The following is a 16,583-nucleotide window of genomic DNA, read 5'->3' on the forward strand; positions in this document are numbered from 1 at the left end:
AACATCTCTGTTATCAATCACTTAACTCATGGCATCTCGACCACTAAACCCCCGGCCTCGGGCAGGGTGCAATCGCTTTCGCAAGGAAAGTGGTGGGATGCGGGAGCGGGTTCGGGGCCGGGCAGCGGGGCAGCAGGGCAGCAGGGCAGCAGGGCAGCAGGGCGAACGTAACGGCCCCCTCTCCCGGAGGGAGAGGGGGCCGAGATGGGGCGGACGGCGACGCGCTATGACCCGCAGGCCTCTGCAGGCGGTTGGTTGGCGCCGGCGACCGGCGTCGGGAAGGGGGGCGCACCTGGTATAAGCGAGGGACAGAAGGGCATCCAGTCGAACGGCGGCCCTTTGTTGATGCTGAAGACCATCAGTTCGATCTCCGACGTCATCACGTCGTTGTTGGTCATCAGCGCCAGCTGGCGCTCGGCCTTGTCCACCTGACCCTGAATCATGGCGCGCTGGGAGGCCGGCATCGCGGCAATCTGCCGTTTCAGCTTCTCCATGTCGGCCTGGGCCTTTGCCATCTTCTGCTGCTGCTTCGGGTCGAGTTGTGACCCGGCCATGAGCCCTGAAATTCCCATCATCCGGCGGCGGGGCTCGTACAACGGTCCGACCTTGGCGTAGTCCCACTGATTGAGCTCGATCTTCATGGGCACTGACTGACCGTCCTTCTCCATGGTGCCGGCCACCCGAAGCTGGAGTTGGACAAATTCCACCGTGTCGATCCAGACACTGACCTTGTTCACCACGAAAGTGGCTTCGCCGACCTGCTGGGGCGGGAGATCGGAGAGCCCGTCGGCGACCAGGAGGTAGGCGCGCCGTCCCCCGAAGACCGTGTGCGTGCCCTGCAACGAGGCACGCTGGGCAAACTGCGCCGCGTCGAAGTAGGCAGCCGTGGCCTCGGCACGCCCATCGCCTTCCTGGTAGGTGGCCGCGGCATCGAGAAAGGCGGTGGCTCCGCCCACCATCTCGTCCATCGCGCCGGCAGGCATCATCTGGCCGACTGGGGTACCGATCAGCTTTGCGCTGAGCGGGCCGGCCATGATCCCGATGGCCTGGCTCATTCCCGCCGCCATCCCCTGGGGATCCATCCCCGCGGCCTGATTGCGCGGATCGCGCTGCTTCCACTCGCTCATTGGGACGACGCGGAAGAACTTGGCCATGGTGCCCTCAGGCGCGAATTCCTCGTAGTAGAACGGCGCCTCCATCCCCCCCTGCACCTTCTGGATGATGACGTAATTGTGGACGCCTGCCATCCGTTCCGCCTGCTTGCTGGCGACCGTGGCGAGGATCTCCTGGGCGTCCTGGATCGGGAGGGGCGAAAGGGCCGTCGCGGCCAGGAGCAGAATGGGAGAGAGCATGGCCTGCTCCTCAGTCGAAGAACTTGGTATAGAGGTTTCCGAGGCTGACCGTTTCGTTCTTGGTGCCACCAGTACTCGGGTAGATGAACGCCTTCTCGTTGCCACCATAGGAGATCACGAAGCGGTACTGCCGGACATAGGAACAGCCGAGGTTGGCGTTGACGACCGTGGACCAGCTCTTTCCGGCGTGCACGAACTGGTTGGTGCCCCAGAGCTTGCTCCAGGTGCCGTATTGGGGCGAGAGCGCGGGTTTGGCACGCACCTGGGATGTATTGGAAATCTTCAGGTTGCTCGTGCCGGTGTTCTTGGCGGTAATCGTCAGGTTGCAGCCCGCCGAACCATCCGGCAGCGTGACCGGGTGGACCGCCGTCACGCCGACAAGGGGCTGCTCACTGCGCTGTGCGATGGACACACCCATTCCGCCCGCCACCGTCAGCGCCGCCGCCAATCCGACGGCCGCTGCAAGTTCGATTCGCATGTTGGTCTCCTGGATTGTGCCGACACCGGTTCATGTTCGCACCCCCTGAACGCAGTTTGAGGGTGGAGTCCGCCACCGGGGCGTGCTAGTCACCCACCCGCACCAGGTCCACCCGCCGATTCTGCGCCTTCCCTTCCGGGGTGTCGTTGCTGGCCACCGGCTTGGTCTCCCCAAAGCCCATCGCCTCGAGACGTGCCGCATCGATGTTCATTTCCGTCACGAGATACGCCATGACCGCCTGGGCGCGCCGCTCGGAGAGGTCCTGGTTGAATTCCGTGGTGCCGTCGCTGTCGGTGTGCCCCTCGATGGCAATGCGAAGCTCGGGGTTCCCTTGCAGCATCATGCCGATCTCGAGCAAGGTCGGGGTCGACTCGGGACGGATCCGCGCGCTGTTCGTCGCGAAGAGCACTCCCTGCGTGCTGACCCGACCCTCTTCGACCAGCCGGTCATAAAGGTCCTTGCCCCCGCCGGCCACCCGCACGGGTCCGATCAGGATAGGATGGTCAGGCGCCGCTGACCCGACGGCCATGAAGAGGGTGTCGCTGCGGGGAAAGACGGCATTCGGCACGTTGGCCACGCGCCGTTCCCCGAGATAGACCTTCATGTGATCGCCGTCCGCCATCACCCGGACCGAGGCGATCACATCTCGCGTCGCACCGGCCCCCACGGTGGTCAGCACCTCGGGCCCCGCCCCCCCGACCGGCATGATGCCCGCGCGCGTCATGGCCACGGCCACCGCGGAGCCCTGGTAGGAGCGTGCGGGTCCCAGAAAGGCCCGACCCGGCATCATCCGGGCGTAGCCGTTGCCGTGCGTGATGTTCACGCTGTATTCGATCGTGAACTGCTCCGGCAGCGTTTCCGGCAACGGAATGGCGAAGATGCCGGACGACGTGGCCCGCAAGTAGCGCATCCCCTCGATATCCACGATCTCGAAGTTCCCCTGGCTCAGCACGAACCGGCGGGGAAAGTCACCGACCACGTCGCGGGTGTAATCGTCATAGAAGAGAATCTTGTCGCCGGGCTGGAAGTCGTAGTTGGCCCAGGCGCCCTCACCTGGCCGGGCAACGCCGCCGGACTGCTCGGCGATGCGCGCCCCTTCCTCCGGGTCGGACACGGGCTTCCCCTTCTTGTCGAGCAGTACCTCCCCGTCGTCATCGGTCAGGACCACGTCCTTGCCCGACTTCTCGGCGGAGTTGATGCACTGGAGATTGTCGAAGGCACACTGCACCGAGCCCCGGACGATCTTGTCCACCTGGCTGTTGGTTTCTGATTCCGCCGCCTGCTTGACCGTCTTCTTCAGGTTCTTGAAAAACTGCGCGTCGGCGCGAGCGGGGGAGAATGCGAGCGCGAGGAGGATCAGAGCGATCCCCGCGGCGAGGGGCGGGCGCCGGGTCGAGAGCATCGGATGTCTCCTTGCGTGACGGTAATGCGAAGGGTCCTTCCCTATCCTGAACGGATTGGGAGGACGATTCCCGCCACGGGGATCCGGCCCCGACAGGTTGTGGGAGAGGGACCTGCGAGGGCCTACGGGTTGGAGCCTGGCGTGCCGGTGAGAAGGGCGAGCGCGTCCCGGCATTCGGCCTGGTGTTCCGCCCGGACCCCCTCGATGCGCGCGATCCGCTGGACCGCGGAATCGAGCAGGAGGTGCGCGGCGGTGGTGTCACCCTGCAGCAGCCTGGCCCGCCCGACGCGGCAGTCCGCCATGATGGCTGCCGGATGTCCCGTAGGCACCTTGCCCCTCAGGATGTCGGCTGCCCCCGATGCCACCCGCTCGGCCGCCACCCCGTTGCCACCCTGGAGCAGGATTTCCGCCCGGGTCAGCATCGGGAAGGCGACGACATAAGACCCGGGCGGCATGACGCGCCGGTAGATCCGCTCTGCCTCCCGGGCCAGCGAGTCGGCCTCCCGGTAACGTCCCTGTTCGGCGACGGCCACCGCGAGGTTCTGGTACCCAACAGCGACCAGGGAGTTGTCCGGACCATACTTGCCGAGCTTGACCTCGAGGAGCTCCCGGTAGATCCCCTCGGACTCGGCATGCCGCCCCGCGTTGGTCATCAATACGCCGAGGTTGTTCCGCACTGCCATCGTGAAGTTGTGGTCCGCTCCCAGGCGCTGGTCAAAGATTGCGACCGCCCGCTCCATCATCTCGACGGCCGGCGTGATCTGACCGCGCGTGCCAAGCGCCTGCCCCAGCGTGTGCGCGGCCATGGCGGTGCCGACCGCATCGGGGCCGTCTTGCCGCTCGAAGATGGCCAGCGCCTCACGCGCCGCCGCTTCGGCCTCCTCCAGTCGATTGACGGCGCGGTAGTCGTCGGAGAGTCGCCGCAGCGCCTCCCCCATCTGCGCGCTGTTGGTGGACCGGAGCAGGGCCACGCCCTCTTCCGCCAGCGCGATGGCGGCCACTGGGTCTCGATTGCGCTCCAGCATCGCGAGGGCAAGGAGGGCCTTGCTCTCTCGCTCGGCATCGACCGGCGTCCGCCCGCGCTCCACCCTCAGGCGCCGCACCAGCAGCTGCCTGGAGGAGTCGTACTGGGTCTTGCCGCCGAGCAGGTAGGCCAGCTCCCCGAGATCGTCCGAAAATTCAGCCGAGACCGTATCACCGATGGCGAGCCGGAGCGCGACGGCGTCGCCGATGGCCGACGTGGCCGAGGCGGTCTGGTCCAGTTTCGAGAAGACGGCACCGATGGCGGAGAGCAGGTCGGCCTGCAGTTCCGGTTCCGCCGCGAATTCGTCTCGTACCCTGGCTTCGCCGATCTGGAGCGCCTCCACGACGGTGATGCTGCGCCCCCGTTCCGGATCCGCCGGAGACAGCGGATCGGCGCTCTCGAAGAGATCCACGAGGAAGGCCTGGGTTTCCTGCGCCCGGCGCGAGGCGGTGGTCGCGATGTCCCGCTCCCGTTCCAGCCGGCGGTTGTGGCGGATAAGCATGCCGACGAACAACAGGGCAGCGAACAGGGTCATTGCGACGCCGGGCAGGAAGGTCGGGTGCCGGCCGATGAACTTGCGCGCCCGGTACGCGACCGACTCGGGGTGCGCCACGATCGGAAGCCCCTGCAGATGCCGACGGATATCGGTCGCGAGGTCGCTCGCCGACGTATAGCGCTCGTCGGGCCCGAGGCGAAGCGCCGTGCTGACGATGATGTCGAGGTCGCCCCGCAGCTCCCGGGCGAGGCGCGCGGGGGTGGTGCCCCGGTGGGCCGCGCGGGACTCCGGGACCGGCGTCTTCATCACGGCGAGCTCGGCGGTGCGGCTCGGCCGGATGGGCGGGTCCCACGAGTTGGAACTGCGTGGCTCGGGGCGGACCCCGGTGAGCAGTTCCCGCAGCAACAAGCCCAGCTGGTACACATCGGTGGCGGTGGTGATCCGCCCACCCTCCAGCTGCTCCGGGCTCGCGTAGGTAGGGGTCAGCGGCCGCCCGCCGACATCCGTCTCGCCGCCATCCGTCTCGAGCAGCTTGGCGATGCCAAAGTCCAGCAGCTTCACCCGGCCATCCGCGCCGACCAGAATGTTCGAGGGCTTGATGTCCCGGTGCACCACGAGCTGGCGGTGGGCCGACTGCACGGCGTCCGCGACTTCCAGGAAGAGCCGGAGTCGCGCCCGAACGCCCAGCCGATGCTCATCGGCCCAGGCGGTGATGCGCGTTCCTTCCACCAGTTCCATCACCAGGTACGGCCTGCCATCAGCGGTGGAGCCGCCGTCGAGGAGCCGCGCGATGTTCGGATGGGAGAGCGAGGAGAGAATCTGCCGCTCGACGAGGAACCGACGAACCAGGTCGTCGGTGTCGAGTCCTCGCCGGAGGACCTTGAGGGCCACACGCTGCTGGTAGGTGCCGTCTGATCGCTCGGCCTCGTACACGGTGGCCATCCCGCCCCGGCCGAGGTGCCGAATGATCCGATAGCGATCGACTTCCGTGCCCGGTGCCAGTGCGCCGGCGTCATCCGCGGCGTCTCCGGCCGCGAACGCCCCGAGCACCACGGGGTCCGAGGGAGATGTCACGCGGCCGGAATCGGACTCCAGGCGCTCGAGGAGTCGTAGGACCAGGTCACGCAGCGCCTCGTCGCCCTGTGCGGCACGGCGGACGAACGCGACACGCTCCGAGGCCGGGCGATCCAGCGCCTCCGCCAGCAACCGGTCGACGTCGTCCCAGCGCTCCCAGAGCAGCGGGCTATCGGCCGTCATCTCCCGCCAGCGATTCGAGCAGGTAGGCCTTGGCGCGCGTCCATTCCCGCTCCACTGTCCGGGTTGAGGTGTCCAGCACGACCGCCACTTCGTCCATGGTCAGCCCCCCGAAGAACCGGAGCTCCACCACGCGTGCCATCCGGGGATTGTGCTTTGCGAGCCGCTCAAGGGCCTCGTCCACACCGAGCACGTCCTCGAAACCCTGGTCGGCGCCAACCGTGCCTTCGACGAGCTCGACACGGATCGCTCCGCCCCCGCGTCGCTGGGCCTGGGTGCGCCGGGCGTGATCCACGAGGATGTGACGCATCGCCTTCGAGGCGAAGGCATAGAAGTGTGCGCGGCTCTGCCATGCGCCGCCCTCACTGCCAACCAGACGGAGAAAGACCTCGTGAACCAGCGCGGTCGTGGCGAGGTCACCGCCACCGCCCGCCATCAGGCGCCGGTGCGCAATGGCCCGCAAGTCATCGTAGGCGAGCGCCACGAGCTTCGGAAACGCCTCTGCGTCGCCTTCACTCCACTGGCCGAGGAGGTTCGTGATCGTCTGCGGGTCGGTCGTCATACTCGCAACCTACGCCGCGCCAGCACCTCGGCAAGGCAGCCGCTCTGTGTCCTTGAACGGGATTTGTGATGGGGTTCCGCCATGGCGGCGGGGCCGGTAGGCCGGGAGGCAGGTAACAACGACCCCCGCTCCCGGAGGGAGTGGGGGTCGGGGGTGAGGCGGCTCGCAGAACGCAGCGAGACTGCGGGACGTGCCTACGGAACGAGCGTGAAGTCCACTCCGGTCACCGCCTGAGCATTCCCCACCATCACGCTGTCGATGGTCTCGGTCTGGAACCCCGTCGCGCTGGCCGAAACGGTGTACATCCCCGGTGCCAGGAAGCGGATGACATACGCACCGGTCAGCGTATCGGCCGCCGCCGTGGCAACGGTGTCGGCCCCCTGGATTGCAAAGAGGCCGGCTCGGCTCGTGTCAGGCAGGACCGTGCCCGCAATCGAGCCCGCGATATTCATGACGGTCGCGTGGAGGACCGGCTTGAAGGACGCAGACTTCGGTCCGCCCGGAGGACCCTGGAAGACGAAGCTCCGGGAGACGTCGAAATCGACCAGCAGAATGGTCTCACCTGGCACGACCCGCACATTCCCCAGATTCACTTTCAGCCCGGAAGTCGAGCCGCTCGGCACCTTCATGAGGGCGGAGTTGCTGCCACTGGTGAAGGTTACAGGGTCCTTCAGGGTGACCCGCGCCGAATCCACGATCAGGCGAAGCTGGTTGTAGTTGCCGACCGGAATCTCGGCCGAGCCGAGGTAGGCCGTCACGCCATGCTGAAGATCAAGCAGATCGTAGGAAGCAGTGTCGCTGCTGATGACGTGGGATCCGTCGTCTCCAATCACCGACACACCCGATACCCAGATCATGGCGCTTTCGACCTCTTCGCCGGGGGCGTCTGCCAGGCGGAGGGTGAGGGTACCCATTTCCGCAGTCGAGGTGCCGCTGTCGCTGCAGGCGCCGAGCGCCAGGGAAAGGCCAACCAGGAGAAACGTCAAGCTGTTGAGGCGCATAGAATTACCCATCTCAGAGAGAGTGCCGAGGTCAATGCCCCGAATCTGGACTGCCGGGGCAAACCTGACCCATCAAGTATACCTCCAATCATGAGGCAAGGCTGTGCGGAGGCGCACAAGCTCCGCAAATCGGCAAGCAGGTTGGCGCATGGGAAACGCTGCCCGATTTCCCCTTGATTCAGTCGTACAATTGCACCCACCCGCGAGATTGAAGTTGCTCAAACCTGGGCACCGTCGAGCCCGTCGGTGTGACGATCCTCCCGAGCAGTCCCAGCCGCCGTCTCGCCAGCACCTCCCCTGCCCCATCCAGCCGTTCCCCGGTGGACTGCAGCAGCACGACGGAGCCAGTGAGCCGGGTCATTGTCGTTGCAAACCTGGTCCGATCGCCGACGATCCCTGGGCCTGACTGCGGAGCCCGGAGGGGGGCACTTCCAAACCCGCCAGCCACCGACGCCGCGGCGGCGAGTCCCGATTCCGCGGCCTCGAATGCTTTGGCCGCGAACCCCACGTCCATCGCGCTCCGAAATTCGCGGCGGGCGATGCCGAAGGCACTGAGCGAGAGGAAGCCCAGCACCGCGAGGACCACGACTACCAGCAGGAGCCCGAAGCCGCGCTCATCGACTTGGCCCACGCTCGCCCCCGTCCTCATCACCGGACGTTCCGAAGAAAGAGCCGGGTCGAGACCGTCTCGGCAATGAACGCTTTGGGCCCCCCGCTCCAGCCAATGGCCGCGCGCCTTTCGCTGGCGCCGACCAGCGTGATGCGGATGCTGCGCACAGCCGCTGGATCGCCGACAGACGCTCCGGCATGGTCGAGGTACTCGAACGACAGCCCGTCGCCGTCCAGCGGACCTGCCAGCGGTTGGATGGGCTCTCCCCCGCTCACCGACGCCAAGCCAAGCCATCGCTGGCCGCCCGACGCATACTCCGCCAGACGGAGCACCTCGAAGGTGCGCACCAGGCCACCGACGACGATGCCACCGGTCGTGCCGGAGGGGAGAAGTGCGGTGATGTCAGAGGTCTGCACCGCGATGGCCCGCAGGCCGGCGCACGAAGCCGAGCCAACGGCCAGCACCGGCAGGGTAACCCACCGGTCGTCGGTGGGGGTGGTTGAATCACCTTCGACAAAGAGCAGGAGGCTGTCCCGGCCGGGAGCGATGTTGCGGAGCCGGCTGAACGGGAGCGGTGGCGCATCCAGAATATGGATCTGCGAGGGCCAGACGGCGCACGTCACGCCAAAGCCGCGCGCCGCCCGAAAAGTGATGGAGTCGGGATCAAGGCGGAGAATGTCTGCGCCAGCCGCGTCGCTGCCGAGTTCCCGAAGTTCAGCGCGGGCGAGCACCATCCCGGCGCGCACTCCGGCCTGCACCGCGGCGTGCTCGGCCACGGCCACGGACTGCCGCCCGAGGGCCAGTGAAGTCCGAAGGACGGCGGCGGTGACCAGCGTCAGGAGCACGAGCGCAACGAGCAGTTCCAGCAGGGTGACGCCCCCGCGCGGACGAGCCATCAGGGACACCAGAGCGAGGCGGCCAGGGTGTCGGTGGCGCGCCCACCGGGAACTGGAACGGACACCTCGATCGACACCTCCTGCAGCCCACCGGCAGATGTGATGGTCCAACGGCGCGCGGTGCCATCGACCGATGAATCAACACCATCGAGGAGCGCCCGGCATGCGGCCGATCCCGTGGCCGCCTGGGCCCGGAGCGCCTCGAGTTGCGCGGTGGCCGCCTCCAATGTGCGCATCGACTGGCGGCCGCGGTGGACCATCCGGACCGTCAGCGCCGCCGTGCCAAGCAGCGCCCCGATCCCCGTGGTCAGGAGGAGGCTCGAGACCAGCACCTCGAGAAGGGTGAACCCCTGGCGGCCGATGGTTCGCATGCGACGACAGTAACTCGCCCCGGTCGGCGGCCCACAACGAAAAACGCGCACGGGGGATCCCATGCGCGCGGTCTTCACCTCACCCCCTGACCCCCTCTCCACCATGTGGAGCGGGGGAACGACCGACACTACTCGAGCCGATACCGCCGCAGCTTGTAGAAGAGCGTGCGAAGGCTGACACCCAGGAGGTCGGCCGCTTCACGGCGGCTGCCACCGCTGGCCTGCAGCGCCTGCTGAACCAGGTCGCGCTCCAGCGCCTCAACGCGGCCCTTGAGGAGCAGGTCACCGGGAGCAGCCGGGTGGTCGGTGGCATGTCCATGGCCGTTCCCATTGACGTTGCCGTTGCCGATACCGTTCCCGTTCACCGCCGGCGCCGCGCCGAAGAGGAACGAGTCGCGCTCGAGACGGCCGGACTCGCTGAGCACGGCCGCGCGCTCGACCGCGTTGCGCAACTCGCGCACATTGCCGGGCCACTTGTAGTGGCTGAGGTAGCTGAGGGCCTGCGGACTGAAGCTGATGGCGCGACCGAGGCGCTGCGCGGTGTGCTGGGCAAAATGGGCCAGCAGGGCCGGCACATCCTCCGGGCGGTCGCGCAGTGGCGGCACCTCGAGCTCCACGACATTCAGCCGGTAGTACAGGTCGTCGCGGAATTCGCCGGCGGCTCGTGCATCTTCGAGACGGCGGGCGGTCGCCGCAATGAGGCGCGCGTTGACCGGGCGGCTCTTCGATTCGCCGACGCGCCGGACCTCGCGCTCCTCGAGCACACGGAGCAGCTTGGCCTGGAGGCCGGCCGGCAGGTCGCCGATTTCATCGAGCAGCAGCGTCCCGTTGGTCGCTTCCTCGAACAGTCCCGCCCGCTCACCCGTGGCGCCGGTGAAGGCGCCCCGCGCGTGGCCGAAGAGTTCGGACTCCAGCAACTGCTCCGGGATGGCCGCGCAATTGATGGCCACGAACGGTCCCTCGGAGCGCTTGCTCATCCGGTGAATTGACCGCGCCAGCACTTCCTTGCCGGTGCCACTCTCGCCGGTGATGAGCACCGTGGTGTCGTGCGCGGCGACACGGCTGGCCAGCTCGAGGAGGTGACGCATCGAGGCGCTCTCGGCGACCACCTCGTCCTGCACCTGGCCTGCGCCGAGCGAGGCGCGCAGCGACTCCACCTCACGGCGGAGCCCCTCGCGCTCCTCGACCTTGCGCAGCGTCAGCAGGACTTCGTCGGGACGGAACGGCTTGTGGAGGTAGTCGTACGCTCCTTCGCGCATGGCGGCGATGGCGGCGTCTTCCGTGCCATAGGCACTCATCATCAGGAGAATCGCATCGCCGCCGGCGGTGCGGTATTCACGCAGGAACTCCAGGCCGTCCATGCCGGGCATGCGCACATCGGAGAGGATGACATCCGGCTCGACTTCCGGGGCGCGCGCCAGGGCACGCCGAGCGTCTCCCTCGGCGGTCACCTCGTGACCGGCCTCGGAGAGCAAGAGTCCCAGCGATTGCCGAAGACCCGGATCGTCGTCAACTACCAGAATGCGCATCAACCGCCTCTGCCTGTGGCAGGAATACTTTAAAGACAGCCCCGCCCTCGCGGGCGCGGTCGACCCAGACTACTCCCCCGGCGTCATGCACAGTCCGCGCCACAATGGCCAAACCAAGCCCCGTGCCCTTCCCGGGGTCCTTGGTGGTATAGAAGGGGTCGAAGATGCGTTCTCGCTCATCCTCGGGGACACCAGGCCCCTCGTCGGCCACGTAGAGCAGCCCCCCGGCCGTGCCCGCAGGGAGGTCCGGCCGCCAGGGACGCCGACCAGCCGCTCCAGGGCGGTCCGGGGCCCCCCCTGCCCCATTCCCGTCCCCCGCCCGGTGCTCTGGCACGTTGCGAGGAACAAAGGTTTTCGGCACGGCCCCCACCCAGATGCGCCCCCCCTCGGGGGAGGCATCCCGGGCATTGAGCACCAGGTTGACCAGCACCTGTTCCAGCGCCTTCCGGTCGCCGCGCACGGGGTGGAGCGAATCGCTCACCTCCAGGACGATCTCGTGCGCTTTGAGCGCGCCCTGGTCGCCCAGAAACCCCACGACATCCCGGGCCAACTCGGCGAGCGAAGTCGCGCCCGAGGGCGCACCCGGGCGCGCGTAGTCGAGCAACCCTTCCACGATCCGGTCCATCCGCGCCACTTCGCGCCGCATGCCGTCGACGAGGGCGGCATCGGCCCCGCGCTGGCGGAGCACCTCGACATAGGTGCCGAACGCGCCGAGGGGATTCCGGATTTCGTGCGCGACGCCGGCGGCGAGGCGCCCCACCCCGGCCAATTTTTCAGCGCGTACCGCCTGGCTCTGCACGTCGAGCAGCTGCTCGGCCATCGAGTGGAAGCGATCGGCGAGATGCGCGAGCTCGCGGGTCTCGAAGGCCGCGGGCGACGCGGAGACATCGCCGTTGGCGAGGCGATCAGCCTCTGCCGACAATTCGCTGAGCGGCGTGAGCACCAGCCGCCGCACCAGGTGGCGGCCGAAGAGCACGAAGAGGAGGGTGCTCGCGGCCCAGAGGATCCAGAGCGTCCAGACGGCGGCGTCCGGATCCAGCGAGGCGACCAGGAGGGTCGTCAGGCTGGCGAGGACCACCGCCGCCGAAGTCAGGAAAGCCAGATTGAAGAGCAGCTCGGTCCGGAGTGAACGGAGCGGGCCGCCTGGCGTGCCGCCAGGCGGCCCGTCGTGTGGCGGCCCCGATTCATGGGTCACTGCGTATCCCTCGCGATTACGGGTCGCAGGTGATCTGCCCCTCGCTTGTGGCCGGCGCCGGTGCCGCCGCGCTCCCGAAGAACACTGCGCAGGTCTTGGTGGTCCCGGTGTAGCTGGCCGTCGCCGCCCATCCACCGGCCGTGGCCTCGGTGATGGTGATCGTGGTCCCGCTCGACGGATTGTAGGCCAGGATCGGGTTCGGGATGCCGCCGCCGTAATAGACCTGGTTGTCGCTGTTGTACGCCTCCTGCGCCGTCGCCAGGTTCCGAAGGTCGCCCTTCATCTTGGCGAGGTACGCGCGCTCCTTCGTGCTCCCGAACTTGGGGATGGCAATGGAGGCCAGGATCCCGATGATCACCACGACGATGAGCAACTCGATCAGGGTGAAGCCGGCCCGGCCGGCCGAGCGGGCGAAGCGACGCTTCTCCCCGGCGGCACTGTTGGCCTGCTCCCTCGTGTCCTGCCGATTGTCTTCGCGCATGGTTGAGATCCTGTGAGAGGGTGTGAAAAGGGACGGCGACCCGTAGACCGCCGCCCCGATTCAGGTTGCCCTGCCGAGTCTAGCCTGGGCTAGGCTCAGTTACACTTCGGCTCGCCTTCGACGGTGGCCGGGGCAACTGCCGCGACGCCGATGAAGATCGAGCAGGTCTTGGCGGTCGCGCTGTGCGAGGCGACGGCGCTCCAGCCCGTGCCCGCAGTCGCGGTGAAGGTCACGGTCACGCCAGCCGACGGCACGTAGTTGCCGAGAGCGACGAGCGGGGTGGCCACGCCGGCCAGGTTGCTGGCGGCGCCGCTGAGGTACACCTGGTTGTCGGCGAAGTAGCCTTCCTGAGCGGTCGCGCCATTGCGCAGGTCGGACTTCATCGAGGCCAGGTACGCCTTCTCCTTCGTGCTCGCGAACTTCGGAATCGCGATGGCTGCCAGAATGCCGATAATCACGACGACAATCAGCAGCTCGATCAGGGTAAAGCCCTTGCGGTTCAACATGGGTACAACCTCCAGAGAGAATGAATCCTGCATTGTGCTGCTGACCGTGATCGGTCCCTTCAAATTCCTTCCCGGGCTGATGGAAGGGCAACGACTATGCCAGCATCGAATTCCAGGGTGTAACCCTTTTAACAACATGTAGTTACACTTTGTCGCGCCAACGTTTGCATGGCGGGTTGCAAGCCTTTGGAGGGGGATTTTGCAAGGGCGGGGGGGTGGGGAAGCGGGGCAGCGGGGCAGCGGGGCAGCGGGGCAGCGGGGCAGCGGGGCAGCGGGGCAGCGGGGCAGCGGGGCCGAAGGTGCGTAGGCCGTCACTCCGGCGCAAGCCGGCGTGACGGCCGTTCTTCCACCCTATTCCGCCACCGGCGCCGCCGTCTCCTCGTACCGGCTCAGCTTCCTATATAAGGTGGAGGGGTCGATCCCCAGGACTTCCGCCGCCCGGGTCTTGTTCCCTCCCTCCGCCTGCAGCACCCACATGATGTAGGCCCGCTCGATCACGTCCAGCGCCGGGTTCTTGTAGGACCGGTCGGTGACCAGCGGCTCCTTCCGGCGCCGGGTGATCCGTTCCGGCAGGTGCTGCGGCTCGATCAGGTTCCCCCTCGTCAGTACCACGGCGTGCTCCAGCGCATTCTCGAGTTCGCGCACGTTGCCGGGCCAGTCGTACACCATGACGGCATCGAGCGCCTCGGACGAGAGCGCCTTCGGCTCGGTCCCGGACTGCGTCGCCATCCCCTGCAGGAACCACTCGACCAGGAGGAGGAGGTCGTCGCGGCGGTCGCGCAGCGGCGGCAGGTCGAGAGCAATGACGTTCAGCCGATAGAAAAGATCGGAGCGGAAGGTGCCACGCCGGATCTCCTCCTCGAGTTCGCGATTGGTCGCGGCGACGATCCGCACGTCGACCGGTATGGCCTCCGTCGACCCGACCGGGATCACCTCGCGTTCCTGCAATACCCGAAGCAGCTTGATTTGCAGCGAGGGCGGCATCTCCCCGACCTCGTCCAGGAAGAAGGTCCCCCCCCGCGCCGCCGCAAAGAGCCCCTGCTTGTCGCGCACCGCCCCGGTGAACGATCCCTTCACGTGCCCGAAGAGCTCGCTCTCCAGCAGATTCTCCGGCAACGCACCGCAGTTGATGCTGAAGAAGGGCCCCTCGGCGCGGTCGGAGAGGTAATGAATGTGCCGGGCGACCACTTCCTTGCCGGTGCCGCTCTCGCCGCCGATGAGCACGGTGGAGTCCGTCGGCGCCACCTGCTCGGCCAGCTTGAGCACGTCGAGGAAGCGCTTGGACTTGCCGATCGGCCGCGTGGTTCCACCGCGCTCCCGCCGCTTGATCTCCTGCTTGAGCTGCTTGTTCTCCACCCTGACGGAGCGGAACTCCGCGGCCCGGCGCAGGATGGTAAGCAACTCGTCGTTCGCAAACGGCTTCTGGATGTAATAGAACGCGCCGGCATTCACGGCCCCGATGGCGGTCTGGAGCGACGCCTGCGCCGTCATCAGGATGACGGGGGTCATCGGATCCTGATCGCGGGCCGCCTGCAGGATGTCGATGCCGGTCACCTGCGGCATCCGGACGTCGCTCAGCACGATATCGAACTGGCCGGTCCGTATCGCCTCCAGCCCCGCCTTCCCGCCCTGGGCGGTCGTGACCTCGAACCCTTCCTTCTTCAGGAGGATGCGGAGGGTGTCGAGAATGCCGGACTCGTCGTCGACGATCAACAATGTGGGCTGCGCGCTCATTCGTCTTCCTCAGCCGACCATTTGGCGGGCAGGAATATGGTGAAGGTGGTTCCCTCGCCGACCGTCGAGGTCACCGTAATCAAACCCCGGTGCGCCTCCACCGCCCGCTGGACGATGGCAAGCCCGAGCCCGCTGCCACCCGGACGGCCGCTTACGAAGGGCTGGAAGAGCCGGTCGGTAAGCTCCTCTGGAATGCCGGGACCGTCGTCGATCACGTCGAGCCGGATCGGCGACTCGATTCCGCTGCCCCGTGGCACGTCGCTTTGCAGGGCGGGCCCGATGCGCACCGTCACGTTGACCGGCCCCGCGGCGGCTTGCACCGCATTCAACACCAGGTTGGCAATCACGCGGTGCAGGAGGTCCTCATCCGCATCGATAATGGCCACGGGGCCCGTCACCTGCAACACCGTGTCGGCATGGCACTCCGGGTGCGCCTCGACCAGGTGGACCGCGGCCGTCGCAATCTCGCGCAGGTCCACCGGCTCCCGTCGCGCGGCGCGAACCCGTGAGAAGTCGAGGAACTCGCTCAGGAGCCGGCTGAGCCGGTCCGCCTCGCGCACGATCAGCGTGGCCAGCGTCCGCTCGTCGTCGCCGGCGCCCGTGGCCGCGGCAAGCTGTTCCACCGAGCTCCGGATCGAGGCGAGGGGGTTCCGGATCTCGTGCGCCAGCGAGGCGCTCAGCGAAGCCACCGCCTCCAGCCGCTCGGCGCGCAGGTGCAGCTCCTGCAGATGCTTGCTCTCGGAAATATCGTTGAAGAGCGCCGTCACCGACGGGTGCTGGGAGGTCTCGCGGGCAAAGGTTGTCGTCATGAGCCCGATCGGGAAGGAGCTTCCGTCCTCCCGAAAGACGATCCCCTCGGCGCGATTTACCTTGCGTCCACTCCGGATGCCGGCCACCAGGCAGGCCCACAACTCGGAACTCTTGGACTTGAGGCTATCGAGGACCGGCAGGCCGACCTGGGTATTGCCATCAATGCCAAGCAGCCGCTCGGCTGTTGGATTGATGAACGCCAGCCGACCGAAGCCATCTACGGTCAGCACGCCGGAGCGGATATTGAGCAGGATGTCGTCTGCCTCGAGCCGGACCCGACGCAACTCCAGTTCAAGCGTATCCTGTTCGGCGCCGGCCTGCCGGAGGCGTGCGCCCAGGGCCGCGACGATGCCGAAGACGGTGTTGAAGATGACCACCTGGCCCCAGAACGCGAGGCCGAGCCCCCCACCATCGAGCATGCCCACCAGGAAGTAGAGGGCACTGGCCAGGAGCGACACCATGATCCCCGCCCAGAGCGGCAACAGGACGGCGTAGGCGGCGAGCACCACGACGTACAGCGCCGAGAGCGGGCTGTCCGCCCCACCGGTGAAGTGCACCAGGGTGGTCACGAGGCCAAGGTCCACCACCGCCTGCACGGTCAGGAAGACCGGCCCCATGTTCCTGTTGTTGATCCAGACCGCCCACCAGCCGTACGCGGTGACGGTAAAGGCCAGCAGCACCGAAATCGTGACGATGAAGGAGACGTCGGGCGACCGGGTCCAGGAGAGCGAGGCCCCGAGCAGCGTGGCGACCGCCAGCACCATCCGGGCGGCGAAGAGCCAGGCAATCAGCCGACGCGGCGACGGCAGCGCCCACCCCAGCCCCCGCCGGCCCGAAGGCACGGCCACGGGCGTCGCTCCAGTGTCGGGCGGTGTGGCGGGA

General features: G+C 67.3%; 15 protein-coding genes. All 15 read right to left on the bottom strand.

Annotated elements, in window-relative coordinates:
• Positions 1–224: 224 nt before the first annotated feature.
• A complete protein-coding gene (locus tag R2910_01235) occupies positions 225–1,352 on the bottom strand; it encodes a hypothetical protein (GenBank protein ID MEZ4411592.1) in 1,128 nt (375 codons plus the stop codon).
• Positions 1,353–1,362: 10 nt separating this feature from the next.
• Entirely contained in the window at positions 1,363–1,830 is a 468-nt protein-coding gene (locus tag R2910_01240; protein ID MEZ4411593.1) for a hypothetical protein, read from the bottom strand.
• An 85-nt stretch (positions 1,831–1,915) separates the two neighbouring features.
• Entirely contained in the window at positions 1,916–3,232 is a 1,317-nt protein-coding gene (locus R2910_01245; GenBank protein MEZ4411594.1) for an OmpA family protein, read from the bottom strand.
• A 122-nt stretch (positions 3,233–3,354) separates the two neighbouring features.
• Complete coding sequence (locus R2910_01250) at positions 3,355–6,009, bottom strand: serine/threonine-protein kinase (protein MEZ4411595.1); 2,655 nt, start codon at positions 6,007–6,009, stop codon at positions 3,355–3,357.
• On the bottom strand, positions 5,996–6,568 hold the full coding sequence (locus tag R2910_01255) for a sigma-70 family RNA polymerase sigma factor (protein ID MEZ4411596.1): 573 nt from the start codon (positions 6,566–6,568) through the stop codon (positions 5,996–5,998). The genes R2910_01250 and R2910_01255 overlap by 14 nt, the downstream gene beginning before the upstream one ends.
• A gap of 194 nt (positions 6,569–6,762) precedes the next feature.
• Positions 6,763–7,569: a DUF4382 domain-containing protein gene (locus R2910_01260; protein MEZ4411597.1), complete on the bottom strand. Its 807-nt coding sequence runs from the start codon at positions 7,567–7,569 to the stop codon at positions 6,763–6,765.
• Positions 7,570–7,747: 178 nt separating this feature from the next.
• Positions 7,748–8,200 (bottom strand): hypothetical protein, encoded by a 453-nt coding sequence (locus R2910_01265; protein MEZ4411598.1) that lies wholly within the window; start codon positions 8,198–8,200, stop codon positions 7,748–7,750.
• 17 nt (positions 8,201–8,217) lie between these two features.
• Positions 8,218–9,075 (bottom strand): prepilin-type N-terminal cleavage/methylation domain-containing protein, encoded by an 858-nt coding sequence (locus R2910_01270; GenBank protein ID MEZ4411599.1) that lies wholly within the window; start codon positions 9,073–9,075, stop codon positions 8,218–8,220.
• The gene (locus R2910_01275) at positions 9,075–9,446 is read right to left on the bottom strand and encodes a hypothetical protein (protein MEZ4411600.1); all 372 of its coding nucleotides are present in this window, start codon (positions 9,444–9,446) and stop codon (positions 9,075–9,077) included. The genes R2910_01270 and R2910_01275 overlap by 1 nt, the downstream gene beginning before the upstream one ends.
• 128 nt (positions 9,447–9,574) lie before the next feature.
• Positions 9,575–10,975 carry a sigma-54 dependent transcriptional regulator gene (locus tag R2910_01280; protein ID MEZ4411601.1) on the bottom strand — a complete coding sequence of 467 codons (1,401 nt, stop codon included), beginning with the start codon at positions 10,973–10,975 and terminating at the stop codon, positions 9,575–9,577.
• Positions 10,956–12,170: a HAMP domain-containing sensor histidine kinase gene (locus R2910_01285; protein MEZ4411602.1), complete on the bottom strand. Its 1,215-nt coding sequence runs from the start codon at positions 12,168–12,170 to the stop codon at positions 10,956–10,958. Before R2910_01285 ends, R2910_01280 begins: the two co-directional genes overlap by 20 nt.
• Positions 12,171–12,186: 16 nt before the next feature.
• On the bottom strand, positions 12,187–12,651 hold the full coding sequence (locus R2910_01290; GenBank protein MEZ4411603.1) for a prepilin-type N-terminal cleavage/methylation domain-containing protein: 465 nt from the start codon (positions 12,649–12,651) through the stop codon (positions 12,187–12,189).
• Positions 12,652–12,746: 95 nt separating this feature from the next.
• Positions 12,747–13,157: a prepilin-type N-terminal cleavage/methylation domain-containing protein gene (locus tag R2910_01295; protein ID MEZ4411604.1), complete on the bottom strand. Its 411-nt coding sequence runs from the start codon at positions 13,155–13,157 to the stop codon at positions 12,747–12,749.
• A 351-nt stretch (positions 13,158–13,508) separates the two neighbouring features.
• Positions 13,509–14,891, bottom strand: a complete 1,383-nt coding sequence (locus R2910_01300; GenBank protein ID MEZ4411605.1) for a sigma-54 dependent transcriptional regulator — start codon at positions 14,889–14,891, stop codon at positions 13,509–13,511.
• The gene (locus tag R2910_01305; GenBank protein MEZ4411606.1) at positions 14,888–16,549 is read right to left on the bottom strand and encodes an ATP-binding protein; all 1,662 of its coding nucleotides are present in this window, start codon (positions 16,547–16,549) and stop codon (positions 14,888–14,890) included. Before R2910_01305 ends, R2910_01300 begins: the two co-directional genes overlap by 4 nt.
• Positions 16,550–16,583: the final 34 nt, after the last annotated feature.

The sequence above is a fragment of the Gemmatimonadales bacterium genome (assembly GCA_041390145.1).
Taxonomy (GTDB): domain Bacteria; phylum Gemmatimonadota; class Gemmatimonadetes; order Gemmatimonadales; family GWC2-71-9; genus SPDF01.

Bases quoted from the DNA above. Each gene is read 5' to 3' on its own strand.
- R2910_01250 (MEZ4411595.1), bottom strand. From the start codon at position 6,009: ATGACGGCCGATAGCCCGCTGCTCTGGGAGCGCTGGGACGACGTCGAC.
- R2910_01255 (MEZ4411596.1), bottom strand. From the start codon at position 6,568: ATGACGACCGACCCGCAGACGATCACGAACCTCCTCGGCCAGTGGAGT.
- R2910_01240 (MEZ4411593.1), bottom strand. From the start codon at position 1,830: ATGCGAATCGAACTTGCAGCGGCCGTCGGATTGGCGGCGGCGCTGACG.
- R2910_01275 (MEZ4411600.1), bottom strand. From the start codon at position 9,446: ATGCGAACCATCGGCCGCCAGGGGTTCACCCTTCTCGAGGTGCTGGTC.
- R2910_01295 (MEZ4411604.1), bottom strand. From the start codon at position 13,157: ATGTTGAACCGCAAGGGCTTTACCCTGATCGAGCTGCTGATTGTCGTC.
- R2910_01280 (MEZ4411601.1), bottom strand. From the start codon at position 10,975: ATGCGCATTCTGGTAGTTGACGACGATCCGGGTCTTCGGCAATCGCTG.
- R2910_01300 (MEZ4411605.1), bottom strand. From the start codon at position 14,891: ATGAGCGCGCAGCCCACATTGTTGATCGTCGACGACGAGTCCGGCATT.
- R2910_01270 (MEZ4411599.1), bottom strand. From the start codon at position 9,075: ATGGCTCGTCCGCGCGGGGGCGTCACCCTGCTGGAACTGCTCGTTGCG.
- R2910_01235 (MEZ4411592.1), bottom strand. From the start codon at position 1,352: ATGCTCTCTCCCATTCTGCTCCTGGCCGCGACGGCCCTTTCGCCCCTC.
- R2910_01260 (MEZ4411597.1), bottom strand. From the start codon at position 7,569: ATGCGCCTCAACAGCTTGACGTTTCTCCTGGTTGGCCTTTCCCTGGCG.
- R2910_01290 (MEZ4411603.1), bottom strand. From the start codon at position 12,651: ATGCGCGAAGACAATCGGCAGGACACGAGGGAGCAGGCCAACAGTGCC.
- R2910_01245 (MEZ4411594.1), bottom strand. From the start codon at position 3,232: ATGCTCTCGACCCGGCGCCCGCCCCTCGCCGCGGGGATCGCTCTGATC.